Below are 17,723 nucleotides of genomic sequence, written 5' to 3' on the forward strand. Positions count from 1 at the left end.
TGCGAGTGACTATGGCATGCTCTATTGACATGAGCGGAAAAAAGATTCGTCTGAACAACCTTGCCGAATGGAAGGCTGAGTCTCGCCCCTGGGCGATGTTGACCTGCTACGACTACTCCACCGCGCGTGCCTTTTCCGCCGCCGGTATCGAGCTGCTGTTGGTCGGTGACTCTGCAGCAAACGTCATCTACGGCTATGACACCACCACTGAGATCACGCTCGAAGAAATGATCCCACTGGTTCGGGGTGTCGTCCGTGGTGCTGGTAACGCACTGGTTGTGGCCGACTTGCCTTTCGGCACCTACGAGGCCTCCGATGAGCAGGCCGTGCTGTCGGCCGCGAAGATGATGCGCGAAACGGGCGCGCACATGGTCAAGATTGAAGGTGGCGTGCGTATCGCTCCACGTATCAGAGCACTGGTCAACGCCGGTATTCCGGTAATGGCGCACATCGGTTTCACCCCACAGTCCGTCAACGCACTGTCCGGATTCAAGGTTCAGGGACGCGGTGCGGGGGCGGAACAACTGCGTGCCGACGCCCACGCGGTAGCCGATGCTGGTGCCGCGGCCGTGGTTCTGGAGATGGTGCCTGCGAATCTGGCCACCGAGATTACCCGCGAGCTATCGATCCCGACCTGCGGCATTGGCGCTGGTAATCAGTGCGATGGCCAGGTTCTCGTCTGGCAGGATGCCTTTGCAGTTCCGGCTGATGGCCGCAGGCCGTCGTTTAGTTCGGTGTTCGAAGAGGTCGGTGAGATGCTGACCAAGGGAGCTAAGCAGTATGTCGATCAGGTGCACTCCCGCGAGTTCCCAACTGAGGCGCAGAACTTCTCGGGTTAGCTCTTCGATTCGGGGTAGACTTGGTGCTTATGGCATCTAAGTCTGGTTCTAAGTCCAAAACTCCAACTGCGGCGTTGGAGGTGGAATCTAAGTTCTCAGCTACCCCAGAAGTGGTAGCCCCATCGTTCGATTTCGTTCCACAGGTTGGCTCCACCACCACTGAGGTGCGAAATCTCTCCGCGATTTACCTGGACACGGCGGACCTGCGTCTGACCCGGTCTAAGCACACTCTGCGTCGCCGCACTGGCGGCCCCGATGAGGGTTGGCATCTGAAGGCGCCGGGTACCGGCGGTCGCCTCGAATATGGCGTTGGTCTGGAAGAGGGCTCTGTTAACGGTGAAGGGCGCGATGCCGACTACGTCGTGCCGACTGAGTTGCTTGCCCCGGTCCGTGCAATTGTGCGCAATCACCCGCTGCAACCAATCGCGCAGGTAGACAATGAGCGCCACGTCACCACTGTGTTTGCCATCGATGGCGCGCCCATGGCGGAGTTCGCGGATGATCACGTCACGGCGACTTCCTTCCTCGACGGCGGCGAAACCACTACCTGGCGTGAGTGGGAGATTGAGCTTTTGGGGGATTGGGCAAATCACCCGGACGGCAAGGCCGTAATGGCAGCGATGTCCAAGGTCGCTGAGGTGGCCGGCGCCGTGCCGTCGGAAAGCCCATCGAAGTTGGCGACGGCGTTGGGTGACTCCATCAACTCCGCTCCCCTGCCGCCGGTTCCAGCGAAGCTGCCGAAGGGCACTCCGGGGCGCACCGTGGTCGATGCACTGGCCGCTAACGTGGCCAAGATGGTCGAATACGATCCGAAGGTGCGCCGCGATGAGTTCGACTCGGTACACCAGATGCGTGTCGCTACTCGTGAGCTGCGCAGTCACATGCAGACCTTCCACGGCATTGTTGTCGGTGATAAGGTCGCGGATCTCGAAAACAATCTCAAACAACTGGCGGGAGTTCTCGGCGTGGCCCGTGACGCCGAGGTCGTCGCTATGCGCTGGGAAGAGCTGCTGGCTAGTCGTGATAGCGCCGCTCTGGGTGAAGAGCTACGTGCAAATCTCGTCGCCGATGTACAAAAGGACTATGAGCGCGCTCATCACCGCGTCGTTTTCGCACTGAATTCCGGTGAGTACCTACAGCTCCTCGACGACCTCGATGAGTTCCTCGCCAACCCGCCGATTGCCGCAAATGCGGAAGAGGCCGAGGCTGCTGAAAAGAAGCCCAAGAAGAAGGGCGACCCGCTTGGCGACGGCGTGGAGAACGCAGCCACGGCGGATTCTTCGGCAGCAGACGCCAAGGGCACAGCTGAGGTTGATACTGAGGCCACCACTGAGCCCTCAGACCCGACTCCGCAGGCTGAATCTCAGCCCGCAACAACTAAGACAGCAGCTGCGGAGGAACTCGACACCACGGCGGTACTGCTTGACCATCTGGGCAAGGCATTTTCAAAGCTAAGGCGCCGCCACAACTTGGTGCTGGACGGTCGCGAGGATGCCGACCTGCCAGAAGCCGAGTTAGACGAGCGCTACCACGATGTCCGCAAGGCTGCGAAGAAGCTGCGCTACAGTGCAGAGGCCGCCCAGAATGCGGACTTGCCGACCGAAAAGCTCTACGCTGCCTGCAAGAACCTGCAGTCGGTTCTCGGTGACTTCCAGGACACCTGCACTGCGCGTGACTTCGTGCTTGCTCGCGCTAAGCGTGCCTCCCGTGCAGGCAGGGACACGTTCGGCTACGGCGTGCTCTACCAAATGGAGTACTACGACGGCCTGAAGGCCCTGGATGAGTACGACGATGCCGTGGCAAAGGTTTTCAAGGCCTTCCGCAAGATGGAAAAGAAGATTAAGAAGGGCAAGAAGGCCTAAGGGCGTAGAGCCTACTTCTCAGCTGCGCCCCAATCGTCATCCTCTTCATCCCAGTCGTCGGCCGCCTTGTTGCGCTCGGCGACTTTTTCCATGGCAGCGCGGGCTTCCTCTTCGGAATCGTAGGGGCCCATTCGGTCGTCCCAACCGGTTTTCTTCCCCTGAAACACCGTGCCCGTCGACGGCTGGTAGTACCACTTACTGCTGTTGTCGCTCACGATTCTTCTCCTCTTCTACATCGAGAACATGTCGAGTTATCAAGCGGTTCTGCCACCGCTAACTCCGCACACAAGCAAACTTGCAAAGACGCAACCTTTTGCCTGCCATGTGCACTGCGGCGACATAAAATCCCAGTATAGAGGTTTGTCACTCATCCCTGAGGCGGGTATTATCGACGGAATTGTTCACCTTAGAACACAAGCGTTGAACGCGAACACTGCACACCAGCACTATGAGTCCGATCTCTGGAGAGGTTTCACCCATGCCCGCCGCACCCGCTGTCGTAAACGACGTCTTCGATGCCGTCGGTTCTAATGCTTCAGTTGCATACGCCCCGGGTTCCATCAACCTGTTGGGTGAGGACTGCGCGTCCTCCGGCGGCATCCTCCTAGCCACCGCCATTCCGGCCTATGCCGCGGTCGGTATCGAGGAAATCGACGAGCAGCAGCTCGTTGTCGTGTACAAGCGCGAAACTACCAAGATGGATTTCCCGGATAGCGTCCCCGCCGCTTTTTCTCAGGTGCCGACCGCTGTCGCGGCTGCCATCGTCGCATTGCAGCACTCGCTGCATCTCGTTCCGCGCAATAGCAACGGCCTGAAGGTCACCATTGCTTCCACTATCGCGCCAGGTCGCGGTTTTGGAGAGATTCCGGCAATTCAGTGTGCTCTCGCGCTGGCTCTCAATGCGCGTTTTGGCGACCGCGATGATGTGCCCACCCGCACGCGTATTGCCACCGCTCTCCACGAGACCATGGTGCAGATCAAGGGGCAGTCGTGGCCGCTGTACCCCTACACCACGGCACTGCGCAGCCGCCCGGACAGCCTACTGTGCATCAACCACTCGGATGAGGCAGTCACGCAGACGGCGTTCCCGCAGTCGTTGGCGCTGACTGTCGCTTACTCCCCCGATGTCACCGGCGGTTCGCCCGACGAGGAGCGCTACGAGTTCTTCCAGCAAGCCTGCGCCGCTTTTGGCGTGCCGACTCTCGCTAGCCTGCCCGACTCACAGGAGCGGGTCGCGGACTGGGTGCGTGCTCGTCACGAGGTGCACCCGGACGACGAAGACATCCCTACCATCGGCCGTGCCATTCAGTGGCTCGACGACGCCGACGCATCCTCCGACCGCGCCCGCGCAGTCATCGGCCACATCCGTCACAGCGATATTCAAGCAGCCATCGCGGGGGTTTCGCGCGACGTCAGTGAACGTGGCTCCGCGCCGTCGGCAAGCTCTGTGCTGGGGCAGATTGCCGAGCTGACCGACACCATCGACTGCGAGAAGATCGCCCGTTGTGCGCCATGCCCGGGTGCGTCGCTTGTAATGTGGTCCCACGTCGACGACGCCGATCGGATTGCCTCCGCGCTTAACGACGGAGGTTCCGAGACCATCCGCGTGGAGAACACCTCGGCCGGCGCGGTGGTCGAGTAAAAAAGCTTATGTGAACGAGTCGGCCTATGAGCCGGATTCTGTCCCTCGGCGCTCCTTTCGGAAAGCGCCGGGTGGCGATCATCCATCTCGGTCTGCCATTGCTGACAGCCTGAAGCAGCACACCCGCGAGTATCGGACGGGCAGCCCTCAAACACTCGCGCACGCGCACGACGAAGCATGCGCGATTTTGCCTTGCTCCTGGTGGGGTTTACCTAGCCGGGGCAATCACTTGCCCCGCTGGTGCGCTCTTACCGCACCTTTTCACCCTCACCGGATCTCCACAGCTTTACGTCGAAGACTTCGGCTGTGGGCCCGGCGGTCTATTTTCTGTGGCACTATTCCCGCAGGTCACCCTGGGTTGCTGTTAGCAACCACCATGCCCAGTGGAGTCCGGACTTTCCTCGACAGCGGCCTGGACACACTCTGTAAAAGAGGCGTCCGGTTCCGTTAACTGCCGCGATCACCCGGCCGGCTCGCTCGAATGGTTAGTGTACCCGCCACAACCGCAATTCAAATAACCCGCCGTGCCCAGCTGCTAACCACGCAGGTAGCTGGTGTCGTTAATCAGTCGCACTGATGTCGGCCCATCTGCGTAGAACTCCGCGATGGAGAGGCTCGCCAGGTCCAGGTGCAGGCGGGTGAAGATTTCAAAGCCACAGCCGAGCCCCTGGCGCAGCAACGACTTGATTGGCGTGACATGGCTGACTACCAGCACATCCGAGGCGCCGAATTGTTGAGCGATGCGCTCACGCGCGGCGCTCACTCGGCTATCGACCGTGCGGAAATCCTCCCCCTCCGGCGGCGCCACGGTCGGGTCCGCAAGCCAGGAACTGTGCCGCTCAGGGGTGGCGTTGTGCGCCTCGGAGAAAGTCATGCCCTCCCACTGCCCAAAGTCGGTCTCACGCAGATCCTCTTCAACGTGGATGTCCAGGCCGAGCGCTTTGGCTGCCGCCTCTGCGGTCTGCTGTGCACGACGCTGTGGAGAGGCCACAATCGCCGAGAAACTCAGGTTGCCGCTATCGACCAGCGCCGCCAAGTGACGTGCCGCCGCTTCCGCTTGCTGCCTGCCCACCTCTGTCAGGTCGGGGTTCGAACGGCTTCCCGAGTACTCCCGGCGAATCGACATTGGCGACTGCCCATGGCGCAGCAGCACCAGCCGCGTAGGATCCGTAGTCGCACCCGTCCAGCCCGGCGCGCTATCGCGCTTGTCTGCAGCCTGCCTCATTTACTTGCCTTTCACCTCTCCCAGCGTTTCCGCACGCACGATCATCGCGCCACATTCAGGACAAAACGTCACTTCCTCCGGCGCGAGCGTGGTGAATTCATGCACGGTTCCGACATCGAGCTCCATGAAGCAGGAACCGCAGGTGCGTCCGTTCAAGCGTGCAACGGGGATGCCGTTAGCAAGCGCTAGACGACGATAAAGCTTGGCTGCTGAACCATCAATGAGTTTGTCAGCCTCTTCGATTCGGGTCTCAGCGATGGAAATACGCACAATGATGTCAACCTCGGCGTCGTTAAGCCTTTGCTTGGCAGCGACGATGTCATCGTGCGCCTCGTCGGCGTCATATTCGTGCTCAGCGTCAACCTGATAGGCCTCCTGCATGCGCTCATACTGCTGGAGTTCCTGTTCAGCGCGTTCGCGGCGGCGCTTGGTGGAGCGCAGGTCGTGCTCGAGGTCACGGCGCGTGGATGCGTCTTCTGCGGCGCCGAGCGACAGACGGTCAGCCTTTTCGCGGGCCTTCAGCTTGTTGATGTCTGATTCCAGCTTGGCAATATCGCGGCCGATATCGGAGGCGCTGAGTTTGGAGCGCGCTGCCTCACTGGCCTGACGGCTGTGCTTTTTTCGCAGCTCCTGCAACTCGGCACGCTCGGGCAGAACGTTCTGGCGGGCGGTGAGCCCATCCAACAGAGTTTGGTTTTCCGCCTTTTCCAACATCGCCACTTGGATTTGTGGACTAAGCCTCATGGTCTTCACTTCCTTGCCTGTGTCGACGATTCTGCCACTGTCCAGGGATCGGTGCGCACCTCCAGGACCTCGGTCGCGACCCCGAGCCTCTCGGCCAGCATGTCTGCGGCCTGGTAGCACCAGGGGAACTCGCTGGCCCAGTGAGCCGTGTCCACCACGCAGAAGTCCGCGGTCCGCAGCGTCTCATCGACAGGATGATGCCGCAGGTCAGAGGTAACAAACGCATCGACACCCATTTTCGCCACAGTGTCCAGGAAAGAGTCGCCTGAACCAGATGCGACGGCAACCGTGCGAATCATCCGCTCCGGATCGCCTGCGCCACGCACGCCCCATGCCGTTGCGGGCAGGCGCTCAGCCACGCGGGCGACGAAATCCTTAAATGGCATCGGCGTATCCAGCGTGCCCACTCGCCCAATGCCCACGGCCTGCTGTGGATCCAAGCCGGTGGCCTGATTGTCCACGATGTCGAAGGCCGGCTCCTCATACGGATGCGCTGCAACGAGAGCCTTGACAATCGCCGCGCGCACGGCCCGTGGCGCGACCATCTCCAGGCGCACTTCCTCGACATACTCAACCTGGCCCTCGGCGCCGATGAAGGGATTTGCCCCGCTCAGCGGGCGGAACTGGCCGCGGCCGTTAATGCGAAACGCACAGCTGTCGTATTCGCCGATAGTGCCCGCGCCCGCCTCAAACATGGCTTGCGCGACCTTATCGACGTAATCTGCCGGAACCTTCACCGTCCAGGTATCCAAGCCGGGAGCCGGCTGCGGAGCTAGCGGCGCACCCGGTTCAACTCCGAGCACCGTGGCCAACTGGTCGTTGACACCCGGTCGTGCGCTGTCAGCGTTGGTGTGCGCCGCAAAGAGAGCCACACCTGCCCGAATCAGCTTATGAATAATCCGGCCCTTCGGTGTATCCGCCGCCACGGAATTCACACCGCGCAGAAGCAGCGGATGGTGCACAACGAGCATCTGAGCACCGGAAGCAATCGCGCGATCTGCGACCTCGTCAGTGCAGTCCAGCGCCAACGCGATGCGACGCACCTCATCCTGCGGGTCACCACAGATCAGGCCAACTTTATCCCAGCTCTCCGCCAGTGCCGGTGGGTAGGCCGCATCCATCGCCGCACGCACGTCGGCAACGGTCACCACCGTGGTATTGCCCTCGGCACGGGTCTGCGCAGAGTCCGTCATACATCCATCCCTTCAACATGCATTTCTCTCCAGCTTCTCCTCCAGCGTAGTGAACTCTGCCCCGCCCCATCAGTTCTGCGACAGCAAATCCGCTACTTCCGCAATAAGCCGCCGCACACTCGCCTCGTCCCGCACAGCCAGCCGCCACCACGAACCGTCCAAACCGGCGAAGGTGTCGCAACGCCGCACGGCTACTCCGCGCGCAGCGAGCCGCTGCCTCAGACGCTCGTGCTTGACGACGTCAACCTCCGCAGCGCCCGGACCATCATGCGTGCTCAGGGCAGCATCCGGACGTGCCAGCACAAAGGGAGCCTCGGAATCCAACACCTGCCAACCGGCGGCCACTAACAGCTGTGTCATAGCCTCGCGCTGCTGGCCGATCTCAACACGGATTTGTGGCAACAGCTCTCCCTCGCGCCGAGCGATTGCCGCCATAGCGGTAAGTTGCAGCGTGCCCAGCGGCCAGTGCGGACGCAGTCGCGCCAACTTCGCCAGGAGCTCAGGGGTCCCCAGCGCGTAACCACAGCGCAGACCTGCGATTGCCCAGGTCTTAGTCATGCTGCGGAAAACGATGACATTTTCGGGGATGCTGTTCGCCTCCCCCGGCCTGCAATCGGCTAGCGAGCACCGCTGAATAATCCCACCATCGGCGACATCCATAAACGCCTCATCCACGACCAGGATTCCACAATGGCTGGCGAGCCCCCGCAGGTCATCCGCCGAATGAGCAACGCCGGTGGGGTTGGTCGGATTGCCGATGATGACCATCCGACCGTCAAGCTGCTGGGAATGCGGGGAGGATACGTTCTCGTGGACGTCGGCAAGCGTAGGCCTGAGTGTGTACGGCGACGGCAGTACCAGCGAATCCACCTCGACTCCCGCGGCGCGGAATGCGGCTTCAGGTTCGGTGAACTGCGGCTGGACAATGATGGCGGGCAAGCCCAGGTGTGGCAAGAGCGAGAAGCCCTCAGCGACGCCGTGGAGAAGCAGTACCTCGTCGGCGCTGCGATTGTGGCCCGCGGCAATTGCGGCGCGGACGTCGGCATCGAGCTGCTCAGACGGATACGCGGCAAGTTCTCCGAGGGAGGTGGCCAGCGAGTCCTGCAGCCACTGCGGTGTGGTGCCGTGAACATTGACGGCAAAGTCCAGGTCAGCGCCATGGGCAGCCTGGTCGCCGTGATAGCGCAGCGGGTCGTCTAACATGCCATCCAGCCTAATGACCTTTTAGGATGAACAATATGTCCACTGGCCATCGCCCCACTGTCCTTATTGATGTCGACGGCACCATCGCCGATTCTCTCCCCGCAATCGCGCATGGATTCCGCCTTGCATTGGAGGCAATTGACCACCCACTTCCGCCCGCGAGCTTTATCAACACGATCCCCGGCCCGCCAATGGTGGAGACACTCGCATCCCTCGGACTTTCCGACGAACAGGTCGACCGAGCCTTCGCTGTGTATATGGAGCATCAACACGCCGGTGCTTGGCAGCGTGCCAAGATGTTCCCCGGCTGGCCGGAGCTCCTGCGCGATTGGCGAGCAGCAGGCGTACAGCTAGCCACTGCGACTTCCAAGGGCGAGTACTTCGCCCGCAAGACCCTGGACAATTTCGGACTTCTCGATGCCTTTGACTTCATCGGCGCCGCCAGCGACGACGGCTCACGACAGACAAAGACCGAGGTCATTGAGTACACGCTCAAAGAGTTGGGCATTGAAACCGATGAAACAGTGCGCCCACTTGGTTCGGTCGTAATGGTCGGCGATCGCATCCATGATTTTGAGGGCGCCGCACAGTTCGGCATCCCCGCCATCGCTGTTAAATGGGGCTACGGCTCAGAATCTGAGTGGGCATCGGCAGCGGCGGTGGCGTCGTCGCCTGAGGACCTGAATCGAGTTGTCCGGGAAATGTTGTATCTTTAAGACTCGTCAACGAATAGTGACAATCCTATTTTTATTTTCCGAGAAGTTTGGTTTTGCCTATTATGCTTATGAACTCGTCGCATCGTACTGAGTCCGTGTACGTCGTGTTTGTCTGCTCCGGAAATATCTGCCGCTCCCCCATGGCTGAAATCATCGTCCGTGACGCAGTTGAAGCCAATGCGCTTGCCGACGATGTCCTGCTCGCCTCCTGCGGAATCGGCGGCTGGCATGTCGGCGAACCCGCCGACGAGCGGGCACAAGCCGAGCTGGAAAATGCTGGCTATGATCCGAACCACACCGCGGCACAGCTGGGCGATGAACACATGGATGCAACGCTTTTCATCGCCATGGATGAATCGCACATCAATGGTCTACTCCGCGCTGGCGTGCCAAAAGAAAAGATTCGCCTGATGCGTTCCTTCGACCCGGCATCCCCGAAAGGCGCCGTCGTGGCCGATCCTTACTACGGAGGCCCGGAGGGATTCGTCCGAACTAGAAACGAAATTGAGGCCGCGACGCCGGGTATCATCGCATGGTTGCGTGAGACTCTGGCGCTGGCCTCTGAGCGTTAAGGCTTCAAAACAACCTTTTCTTTATTGGCATTGCCGCGGTTTCGGAACGCCCAGATTTTATTCAAGATGAAGTTAGCGGGCGTGCCCAAGATGACACCGATGAGGTTTGCCCAGTAGAGGCGGTTCCTCAAACCGGTGGAATCATCGAAAATGTCCATCGGCAATGCCAGCGGCGAGGTGGGGTTAGTCAGCAGCGTGATGACAATCAGGTTTACGATCAGCGCTGAAACACCGGCAAATAGGAACGGGAAGAACTGCCTAAACCAATTCGGGCGATTGTCAGTTCGGAAGGTCCAGGACCGATTGAGCTGGAAGTTCCAGATGTTAGCCACGACAAACGCCAGGGTTGCGTAGACGTGGGAATAACGGATATTCCACCGTGTCCCGAACAAGTTCATAAACACATCGTGCTCATTGATGTCCAGACTGAGACCCAACTTGCGGGCAATAATCACGACAATCAGGTTGACAACCACACCTGTGCCGCCGACAAGACCGAACTTAATGAACTGGCGCGAGACTGTGCTGAAGCGGCGTGAAGGCGAAGAATTCGCTGCTTGCGTGCCCACCACGACACCTCTCTTTCCATCTATCCCCGGGTAGATCCCCCGTCAAATACGCTCAAACAACTTTACCCGAAGTTCACTCAATCTCCGCACCGCCAACCACCAGCTGCTCTAGTGCCCTCCACGGCACCGGGTAAGCTCAATGAATGTGTTTAAGAATGTGCGCCAGTTTCTGACCCCCGGATGGGTTCTCACTGCCATTGTCGCCATTGCGTTTTCCTATCTCGCATTTACTGTTCTGGCTCCGTGGCAGTTGGGTAAGAACACCGCGACGCAACATCGCAATCAGCAGCTTGAGCGCTCATTCGAGCTCGACCCCGTAGACGTCAATGAGCTAATGCCCAAGGGCAAAGGGTTCGTCGAGGGCAACGAATGGCGTCGCGTTACCGCCACCGGGTCCTTCCTGCCGGATACCCGCGTACTATTGCGTAACCGCCCGGTCAATGGCGCTCCTGCCGTCCAGGTACTCGATGTCTTCGTCGCTAACAATGGCGAAAACTACCTGGTCAACCGCGGCTTTGTACGCCCGACAGACTCCAGCACCCCCAATGTTGAGCCAGCCCCGAAGGGCACCTTGACTATCTCGGCCTTTACCCGCCGAAACGAGATTCCCGCCGAGACCGCCCCAATCCCCGGCACCCCGCCGCAGGTCTACGGAATCAATACCAAGGAAGTGTCCGAGCTAGTCGACACCGAACTCAACCCCGATTGGCTTCAGCTCTCGGACAAATCCGATGCCGTCATCGAGGCCATTCCGCTGCCCACCCTGGAGTCCGGCCCCTACCTCTCCTACGGCATTCAGTGGATCTTCTTCGGCGCTCTCGTGCCACTGGCCGTCGTGTGGTTCATTCGCGCCGAGATTGTCGAGCGCAAACGCGACCGCGCGGAGCAGGAGGAAATGGAGAAGAACCTCCGCGATGCCGAAGCCGCGGAACCAGTAGATGACGCTGATGGCGCCGAGGACGCGGCACCCGAATCGGACGATGCCACCACTCCCACTCCTCCGCAGGCTAAGCCCGAAGAGGATCGCGCCGCCGAGCTGCACCGTCAGCGCATGGCGCAGCGCTACGGCAACACTGGCCACCGCGCCGCAGGTTACCGCGACAACCGGTACGACGAACGATTCTAACTCTCAGCGCGCGCTTTCACGCCTCGGACGCATCCGGCGATTACGGCTGCTCCGGCGCAGCTGAGCGCAACAGTGTTTTGTACTCGTTTGCTCAGCTCAGCCGCACGCCGCACATCGACCACCTCAGGCCTCCGACCACTGCCCAGCACCGGGCGCATCTCCACTCCACTGGGATACACCGTCGCGCCTCCCAGCTGCAGCCCCAGCGCGCCTGCAGCGCTTGCCTCCACGACGCCTGCGTTCGGACTTGGGTGATTGCCGGCGTCTCGTCGCCACGCTGCCAATGCTTGACGACGGTCCGGACCTGCAACCACAGTTGCGACAGCAGTAAGTCTCGCGGGGAGGAACCCGGCGACGTCGTCAAGCCGTGCACTAGCCCACCCGAACTGGCGATAGCGAGCGTTGCGGTACCCCACCATCGCGTCGAGGGTATTGGCCGCTCGATGAGCGACCACACCAGGAGCTCCTGCAATGGCGCCCCACATGAGGCTGCCGGTGACTGCGTCGGAGGTGTTTTCGGCGAGCGATTCGACGGTGGCTCGGGCGATACCATCAGCGTCGAGAGCTTCCGGATCACGCGAGCACAGCCACGGCACTAGCGCACGAGCGGCATCGATGTCACCGGAGGTGAGTCGGTCGGCCATGCGTTCACCAGTGCGGCGAAGAGTGGTGCCGCCAAGAGACGCCCACGTGACGGCAGCCAGCGTGAGGCTCGGAGCGACTGTGCTGGCCGCGACGGTTAGCGCTACTGGTGTGGCCACGGCGATTGAGGTGAAAGCTATCCCGCGCGCTTTGGAGTCGGCGTAGATTCGGCGCTCAAGCTTACTGACAGCCTGCCCGTAGAGGGCCACCGGATGGTGATTGCTGGGATCTGCGAAAATGCGATCAAGTACATACCCCACAGCGATAGCCGCACCGCGCCGACAGAGGTGTCGGCTTCTGGCATGTTTACGCAATCTAATCAAACTGTCCCTGCAGAACGGCTACGACATCGAGCGGCTCGCCCGCATTTGTGGCCTTGACCATTGCCTTACAGGTGGCCGCGTCAATTATCGGTTTGCCATCTCCGCCGGTTGCGTAGGCCTGTGGGCCAGCGAGCAGAGATCCGACGAAAACAATGGTGGCAAGCGATTTTGTAAAACGCACAGACCGGAAGTCTAGCACAAACAAAAATCCGCCCGGATTCTCATTTACAAGAATCCGGGCGGATTATGTCTGTGCGGCGAGAGGGTTTCGAACCCCCGACCGCTGGTGTGTAAAACCAGAGCTCTACCGCTGAGCTATCGCCGCGCTGCTGCGAAACTTTAACACACGGCAAACATAGATTGCCAATTGCGCACTACACACAGCGTTTATACAAATTATTTCAACAGCTCAGCTAGCAGCCGATTCAAACGGGGCAGCTAACGTCGGCTAGCTAGAGCGCTGCACCAGGCAATTGCCCTGCCAATCCCCCAGCCGAAGCGCCGAGGTGTTGGAGAAACCTGCCAGCTGTGCAGACTCGTCAATCACGCCAGGATCAATGGCGCCCGGCTGACCTGCGCCCGGCGTGAGCAGCCAAACGCGGCCTTCATCCTCCAAAGGGCGGGAAGCATCCACAAGACCATCGACCAAGTCGCCGTCTTCTTCACGCCACCACAGCAATACGACGTCGACAACCTCATCCGTGTCTTCGTCGAGCAGATCTGCATCCAGGAAATTCTCGACCGACTCACTGATTGCTGAGTCACAGTCTGTATCCCAGCCAACCTCCTGGACTAGCTGACCTTCCTTGATGCCGAGCCTGCTCGCATATTCATGAGCAGCGCCTGTGGCGTTGACCACTTCCCTTTTCCTCCTCTAGAAAAAATATTCAGCTCGATGTTTCGAACTATGTGGAGAAATTTTACCGCTCAAATACATTTTTCACAGCTGCAAAATAAGAATTTCCCCAAAAAGGTGCAGTTTTCGCAGTGTTCTTCGCAGTGTTCGTCGTAAAGCGGAGCGGATTATTCGGTGAAAGCGTGTGTAAGAAACGGCTAGGGGCACAACAAACGATTCAGACGTAGAGTGGAGAAAAATAACCTTTGCCTTTCCTTCAGGGACTGAAAGGAGCTCACAATGTCCGATACCTCGTCAGGTACGCCACAAGCCCACTCCGATGAGTCAAACTTTGCCCTTATCCGTGACGGGGTCGCCTCCTATCTCACGGATGCAGATCCTGAAGAGACCAAGGAGTGGCTTGAGTCTCTCGACGGCCTGTTAGAAGAGGCAGGTCCGGAACGCGCACGCTTCCTCATGCTGCGGCTGCTGGAACGTGCCACGGCAAAGCGCGTGGCGCTACCGCCACTGACCTCGACAGACCTCGTCAACACCATCCCGACTGAGATGGAGCCGGAGTTCCCAGGCGATGAGGACATTGAGCGCCGCTACCGCAAGTGGATCCGCTGGAATGCGGCAATTATGGTCCATCGCGCACAGCGCCCGGGTATCGGCGTGGGCGGCCATATCTCCACCTATGCGGGCGCCGCACCGCTTTACGAGGTCGGCTTTAACCACTTCTTCCGCGGCAAGGACCACCCAGGCGGCGGTGACCACATCTTCTTCCAGGGCCACGCTTCGCCGGGTATGTACGCCCGCGCATTCCTAGAGGGGCGTCTGACCGAAGAGGACCTCGACGGTTTCCGACAGGAAGTCTCCCTCGGCGAGGGCAATGGCCTTCCCTCCTACCCGCACCCGCATGGCATGCCGGAGTTCTGGGAGTTCCCGACGGTGTCGATGGGACTTGGCCCACTCAACGCGATCTACCAGGCCCGCTTTAACCGCTACCTCCATGACCGCGGCATCAAAGACACCTCGCAGCAGCACGTTTGGGCTTTCCTCGGTGACGGCGAAATGGACGAACCGGAATCCCGTGGCGCCATTCAGCATGCGGCGCTGAACAACCTGGATAACCTGACATTCGTCATTAACTGCAACCTGCAACGCCTCGATGGCCCGGTGCGCGGTAACACCAGCATCATCCAAGAGCTGGAGTCGTTCTTCCGCGGCGCTGGTTGGAATGTCATCAAGGTCGTTTGGGGCCGCGAGTGGGACGAGCTCTTCGCTAAGGACAAGGACGGCGCACTAGTCGACCTAATGAATAAGTTCTGCGATGGCGATTACCAGACGCTGAAGGCTAACAACGGCGCTTGGGTGCGCGAGCACTTCTTCGGACGTGACCCGCGCACTGCCAAGCTGGTCGAGGACATGACCGACGAGGAGATTTGGAACCTCCGTCGCGGTGGACACGACTACCGCAAGATTTACGCTGCCTACAAGAAGGCCTTGGAGACCAAGGACCAGCCGACCGTCATTCTGGCGCACACGATTAAGGGCTATGGCCTCGGCCACAACTTCGAGGGGCGCAACGCGACCCACCAGATGAAGAAGCTGACGCTCGATGATCTGAAGCTTTTCCGCGATAACCAGCGCATTCCAATCTCCGACGAGGAGCTGGAGAAGGATCCATACCTGCCGCCGTACTACAACCCGGGCCCGGACTCCGAGGAAGTGCAGTACATGCTGGAGCGACGCAAGGAGCTCGGCGGTTTCGTGCCAGAGCGCCGCACTAGCTACGAGCCTCTGACAGTGCCAAAGCCTGAGAGCCTGAAAAACCTCCTCAAGGGATCAGGTAAGCAGAAGGTTGCCACCACTATGGCGACGGTGCGTGTTTTCAGGGACCTGATGCGCGATAAGGACCTCAAGGACCGCTTCGTGCCTATCATCCCTGATGAGGCCCGTACTTTCGGCATGGACTCCTGGTTCCCGACGCTGAAGATCTACAACCCGCACGGCCAGAACTACACCCCGGTCGACCATGAGCTGATGCTGTCCTACAAGGAGGCGAAGGACGGCCAGATTCTACACGAGGGCATCTCCGAGGCGGGCTCCGTGGGGTCCTTTACCGCTGTCGGCTCTGCGTACGCCACCCATGGCGTGGCCATGATTCCGCTCTACATCTTCTACTCGATGTTCGGTTTCCAGCGCACGGCTGACTCCATTTGGGCCGCTGGTGACCAAATGTCCCGCGGCTTCCTGCTCGGCGCTACTGCTGGCCGCACGACGCTGACAGGTGAAGGCCTGCAGCACATGGACGGTCACTCCCAGCTACTGGCAGCTACGAACCCGTCCGTGGTCTCCTACGACCCAGCATTCGCCTACGAGATTGCCTACATCGTCTGCGACGGTATCGACCGCATGTACGGCCCGGAGCGCGGCGAAGATGTCATTTACTACCTGACTATCTACAATGAGCCGACTTCGCAGCCGGCTGTCCCGGAAGATCTCGATGTAGAAGGGCTGCTTGGCGGCATCTACCGCTTCCGCAAGGCCGAGGGCGACAAGCATGTCAACCTACTGGCTTCCGGCATTGGCATGCAGGAGGCGCTGCGCGCCGCGGACATTCTGGAAGACTACGGCGTGGCATCCTCGATTTACTCCGTGACCTCGTGGAATGAGCTGGCGCGCGACGGCCACGAGCGTGATACTGAGCGTCTGCACAACCCGACTGAAGAGGTCGAAGACGCCTTCGTTACTCGCCAGCTGTCCGACACCGATGGGCCGTTCATCGCAGTGACCGACTTCCAGCGTGCAGTGCCGGAGCAGATTCGCAAGTGGGTTCCGGGTGACTACACCGTCCTCGGCACCGACGGCTACGGCTTCTCGGATACCCGTCCGGCCGCTCGCCGCTACTTCAACTCCGACGGTGAGTCAGTCGCTGTCGCAGCTCTGGCCGCACTGGCACGTGCTGGCAAGCTCGACATGAATGTCGCCCAGGAAGCAGCTGAAGAGCTGCAGATTACCGATCCAACCGCAACCACTCAGGACGCTGAATAATGACCTCTAGTCTTGGAGATCAGCTCAGCGCCCTACTGGGCACACAGGTCACCGGTGCCGGTGACGCTGACGATGCCTCACCCAATGCAGCGAACGCGGGCTCGAAGAAGGGTTCCGCCGACGCAGACCTGCCTGCAGGTGTGCACGGCGATGTCGCCGCAATCGTCAAAAAGATGGCTAACGACGAGGTGGAGTCCTTAGAGCTCTCCACTCCACTGACCGACTACGGCTTTGACCGCTTGAGCGTCGTAGAGTTGGCCGTCCGTTGTGAGGAAGAACTGGGAGTCCGCATTGAGGACGAGGACATTTCCTCGTTTAAGACCCTTGGCGATGTAGTTGACTACATCGCCGCCCGGCGCGGGTAGAGCTGCAGCACGTTAGCTGCCTCTATCCCACCGAGGTCTGCGTTGCCAGCGGTCGAGTTGCCGCTGACACTGTCGGGTCCGGAAGGGGTGGACGTCGTAAAGCACTCTTCGGGGGCGTAGCCTGCCGTCATCATGCGCATCGGCTCTAACACGCGGTCCCACGGCCCGCCGATGGCCGCGTCGAGGGCGTCTTCGATGTCGCCGCCGCGTGCCATGATGGAACGCAGCGCGTCTTCGTTGACCACGATGTTTCCGGCGGCATCGGTCTGTCCGGCGAAAGTCCCCAGCTGCGGGGTATGGCAGTAGCGCATGCCATCGATGACGTAGCCGTCATCATCCACGGCTGGGTCTTGCGCCAGCTCGAAATAGAGGCGCGGCCACCTAGCCAGTTTGTCCACCAGTGTGGCGATGGTGTCAGCACTTGTAGTGAAAGGCACCTCGGCGCACAAAGTGGCATCCTGGTCGGTCTCACGCCAAATATCCCGGCCTGGCTTAGTGCCATCGGGCATGCTGAGTCGGGCCAGCGCCCACGTGATGTGTGGTTGCAGCGGCCCTGGCATGCTGTGAATCCACAGAACGCCTGAAAGTTGGGTGCGCATAGACGAAGGTCCTCGGAAAAGTTGCGGTCAATTGGTGTAAGACGAGATTCGTCTTCCCCTACGAACTCATCCAACGACACTTGCCACACTGCAGAAAAGCACTGCGGTTAAACAACACTTCTGAGGTTTGCGTTGCACGTGTTTCTGATTGTTATTTCCGAGACGGCTGCTGGCAACCCTCAAGTTGTCCTTAATCCCCCAGATGTGATTT

At 60.1% G+C, this 17,723-nt stretch carries 17 protein-coding genes, 1 tRNA gene, 1 other RNA gene and 1 pseudogene; 8 read left to right on the plus strand and 12 right to left on the minus strand.

The genetic code is table 11. From position 1 onward, the window contains the following. Window positions 1–29: 29 nt before the first annotated feature. Window positions 30–839, plus strand: a complete 810-nt coding sequence (panB, locus tag CORAM0001_RS06960; RefSeq protein WP_005511006.1) for a 3-methyl-2-oxobutanoate hydroxymethyltransferase — start codon at window positions 30–32, stop codon at window positions 837–839. A gap of 29 nt (window positions 840–868) precedes the next feature. Continuing rightward, a complete protein-coding gene (locus CORAM0001_RS06965) occupies window positions 869–2,701 on the plus strand; it encodes a CYTH and CHAD domain-containing protein (protein WP_040361493.1) in 1,833 nt (610 codons plus the stop codon). Window positions 2,702–2,712: 11 nt separating this feature from the next. Here CORAM0001_RS06965 and CORAM0001_RS06970 read toward each other — a convergent pair whose 3' ends face one another. Next, window positions 2,713–2,916 carry an SPOR domain-containing protein gene (locus CORAM0001_RS06970; RefSeq protein WP_005510996.1) on the minus strand — a complete coding sequence of 68 codons (204 nt, stop codon included), beginning with the start codon at window positions 2,914–2,916 and terminating at the stop codon, window positions 2,713–2,715. A gap of 263 nt (window positions 2,917–3,179) precedes the next feature. On the opposite strand from CORAM0001_RS06970, the gene CORAM0001_RS06975 reads away from it, so the two are divergent. Then, window positions 3,180–4,343, plus strand: a complete 1,164-nt coding sequence (locus CORAM0001_RS06975) for a galactokinase family protein (RefSeq protein WP_005510979.1) — start codon at window positions 3,180–3,182, stop codon at window positions 4,341–4,343. 11 nt (window positions 4,344–4,354) lie between these two features. On the opposite strand, the gene rnpB is transcribed toward CORAM0001_RS06975, so the two are convergent. The 5 genes and pseudogenes from rnpB to CORAM0001_RS06995 form a co-directional block, all read right to left on the minus strand. After that, an RNA gene (gene rnpB, locus CORAM0001_RS10910) (RNase P RNA component class A) lies at window positions 4,355–4,819 on the minus strand. Between the two features lie 59 nt (window positions 4,820–4,878). Further along, window positions 4,879–5,544 (minus strand): annotated as a pseudogene (locus CORAM0001_RS06980) (histidine phosphatase family protein); the annotation flags it as partial. 24 nt (window positions 5,545–5,568) lie between these two features. Next, the gene (locus CORAM0001_RS06985; RefSeq protein WP_005511052.1) at window positions 5,569–6,312 is read right to left on the minus strand and encodes a zinc ribbon domain-containing protein; all 744 of its coding nucleotides are present in this window, start codon (window positions 6,310–6,312) and stop codon (window positions 5,569–5,571) included. Window positions 6,313–6,317: 5 nt separating this feature from the next. Further along, window positions 6,318–7,505 carry a Nif3-like dinuclear metal center hexameric protein gene (locus CORAM0001_RS06990; protein WP_005511048.1) on the minus strand — a complete coding sequence of 396 codons (1,188 nt, stop codon included), beginning with the start codon at window positions 7,503–7,505 and terminating at the stop codon, window positions 6,318–6,320. A gap of 69 nt (window positions 7,506–7,574) precedes the next feature. Continuing rightward, entirely contained in the window at window positions 7,575–8,708 is a 1,134-nt protein-coding gene (locus CORAM0001_RS06995; RefSeq protein WP_005511076.1) for an aminotransferase class I/II-fold pyridoxal phosphate-dependent enzyme, read from the minus strand. A gap of 35 nt (window positions 8,709–8,743) precedes the next feature. Between CORAM0001_RS06995 and CORAM0001_RS07000 the strand changes: the two genes are divergently transcribed. Together CORAM0001_RS07000 and CORAM0001_RS07005 are read left to right on the plus strand one after the other, a co-directional pair. Next, a complete protein-coding gene (locus CORAM0001_RS07000; RefSeq protein WP_005510993.1) occupies window positions 8,744–9,424 on the plus strand; it encodes an HAD hydrolase-like protein in 681 nt (226 codons plus the stop codon). Between the two features lie 68 nt (window positions 9,425–9,492). Then, window positions 9,493–9,996, plus strand: a complete 504-nt coding sequence (locus CORAM0001_RS07005) for a low molecular weight protein-tyrosine-phosphatase (RefSeq protein ID WP_425265863.1) — start codon at window positions 9,493–9,495, stop codon at window positions 9,994–9,996. Here CORAM0001_RS07005 and CORAM0001_RS07010 read toward each other — a convergent pair. After that, the gene (locus tag CORAM0001_RS07010) at window positions 9,993–10,568 is read right to left on the minus strand and encodes a GtrA family protein (protein ID WP_005511040.1); all 576 of its coding nucleotides are present in this window, start codon (window positions 10,566–10,568) and stop codon (window positions 9,993–9,995) included. The genes CORAM0001_RS07005 and CORAM0001_RS07010 overlap by 4 nt on opposite strands. 136 nt (window positions 10,569–10,704) lie before the next feature. Here CORAM0001_RS07010 and CORAM0001_RS07015 point away from each other — a divergent pair, with 136 nt between their 5' ends. Further along, window positions 10,705–11,691, plus strand: a complete 987-nt coding sequence (locus CORAM0001_RS07015; RefSeq protein WP_005510999.1) for an SURF1 family cytochrome oxidase biogenesis protein — start codon at window positions 10,705–10,707, stop codon at window positions 11,689–11,691. Here CORAM0001_RS07015 and CORAM0001_RS07020 read toward each other — a convergent pair. From CORAM0001_RS07020 to CORAM0001_RS07035, 4 genes are all read right to left on the minus strand, one after another. Continuing rightward, the gene (locus CORAM0001_RS07020; RefSeq protein ID WP_279625281.1) at window positions 11,688–12,647 is read right to left on the minus strand and encodes a cobalamin biosynthesis protein; all 960 of its coding nucleotides are present in this window, start codon (window positions 12,645–12,647) and stop codon (window positions 11,688–11,690) included. The genes CORAM0001_RS07015 and CORAM0001_RS07020 overlap by 4 nt on opposite strands. 1 nt (window position 12,648) lies before the next feature. Then, window positions 12,649–12,837, minus strand: a complete 189-nt coding sequence (locus CORAM0001_RS07025) for a hypothetical protein (protein ID WP_005511024.1) — start codon at window positions 12,835–12,837, stop codon at window positions 12,649–12,651. A 72-nt stretch (window positions 12,838–12,909) separates the two neighbouring features. Beyond that, window positions 12,910–12,981 (minus strand) — tRNA-Val (locus CORAM0001_RS07030). 123 nt (window positions 12,982–13,104) lie between these two features. Further along, on the minus strand, window positions 13,105–13,515 hold the full coding sequence (locus CORAM0001_RS07035) for a DUF3052 domain-containing protein (RefSeq protein WP_005511050.1): 411 nt from the start codon (window positions 13,513–13,515) through the stop codon (window positions 13,105–13,107). A gap of 276 nt (window positions 13,516–13,791) precedes the next feature. On the opposite strand from CORAM0001_RS07035, the gene aceE reads away from it, so the two are divergent. Together aceE and CORAM0001_RS10905 are read left to right on the plus strand one after the other, a co-directional pair. Beyond that, window positions 13,792–16,548 (plus strand): pyruvate dehydrogenase (acetyl-transferring), homodimeric type, encoded by a 2,757-nt coding sequence (gene aceE, locus CORAM0001_RS07040; protein WP_005511071.1) that lies wholly within the window; start codon window positions 13,792–13,794, stop codon window positions 16,546–16,548. Next, entirely contained in the window at window positions 16,548–16,913 is a 366-nt protein-coding gene (locus CORAM0001_RS10905; RefSeq protein WP_005511016.1) for an acyl carrier protein, read from the plus strand. Before aceE ends, CORAM0001_RS10905 begins: the two co-directional genes overlap by 1 nt. On the opposite strand, the gene CORAM0001_RS07050 is transcribed toward CORAM0001_RS10905, so the two are convergent. Continuing rightward, entirely contained in the window at window positions 16,889–17,512 is a 624-nt protein-coding gene (locus CORAM0001_RS07050; RefSeq protein ID WP_005511047.1) for a DUF3145 family protein, read from the minus strand. The two genes, CORAM0001_RS10905 and CORAM0001_RS07050, sit on opposite strands and share 25 nt — an antisense overlap. Window positions 17,513–17,723: the final 211 nt, after the last annotated feature.

Source organism: Corynebacterium amycolatum SK46, assembly GCF_000173655.1.
GTDB lineage: Bacteria > Actinomycetota > Actinomycetes > Mycobacteriales > Mycobacteriaceae > Corynebacterium > Corynebacterium amycolatum_A.

What these genes read in the sequence shown, in the direction of transcription:
- panB (WP_005511006.1), top strand. Translation starts at nt 30, where the DNA reads ATGAGCGGAAAAAAGATTCGTCTGAACAACCTTGCCGAATGGAAGGCT.
- CORAM0001_RS06965 (WP_040361493.1), top strand. Translation starts at nt 869, where the DNA reads ATGGCATCTAAGTCTGGTTCTAAGTCCAAAACTCCAACTGCGGCGTTG.
- CORAM0001_RS06975 (WP_005510979.1), top strand. Translation starts at nt 3,180, where the DNA reads ATGCCCGCCGCACCCGCTGTCGTAAACGACGTCTTCGATGCCGTCGGT.
- CORAM0001_RS06985 (WP_005511052.1), bottom strand. Translation starts at nt 6,312, where the DNA reads ATGAGGCTTAGTCCACAAATCCAAGTGGCGATGTTGGAAAAGGCGGAA.
- CORAM0001_RS06990 (WP_005511048.1), bottom strand. Translation starts at nt 7,505, where the DNA reads ATGACGGACTCTGCGCAGACCCGTGCCGAGGGCAATACCACGGTGGTG.
- CORAM0001_RS06995 (WP_005511076.1), bottom strand. Translation starts at nt 8,708, where the DNA reads ATGTTAGACGACCCGCTGCGCTATCACGGCGACCAGGCTGCCCATGGC.
- CORAM0001_RS07000 (WP_005510993.1), top strand. Translation starts at nt 8,744, where the DNA reads ATGTCCACTGGCCATCGCCCCACTGTCCTTATTGATGTCGACGGCACC.
- CORAM0001_RS07005 (WP_425265863.1), top strand. Translation starts at nt 9,493, where the DNA reads ATGAACTCGTCGCATCGTACTGAGTCCGTGTACGTCGTGTTTGTCTGC.
- CORAM0001_RS07015 (WP_005510999.1), top strand. Translation starts at nt 10,705, where the DNA reads ATGAATGTGTTTAAGAATGTGCGCCAGTTTCTGACCCCCGGATGGGTT.
- aceE (WP_005511071.1), top strand. Translation starts at nt 13,792, where the DNA reads ATGTCCGATACCTCGTCAGGTACGCCACAAGCCCACTCCGATGAGTCA.
- CORAM0001_RS10905 (WP_005511016.1), top strand. Translation starts at nt 16,548, where the DNA reads ATGACCTCTAGTCTTGGAGATCAGCTCAGCGCCCTACTGGGCACACAG.
- CORAM0001_RS07050 (WP_005511047.1), bottom strand. Translation starts at nt 17,512, where the DNA reads ATGCGCACCCAACTTTCAGGCGTTCTGTGGATTCACAGCATGCCAGGG.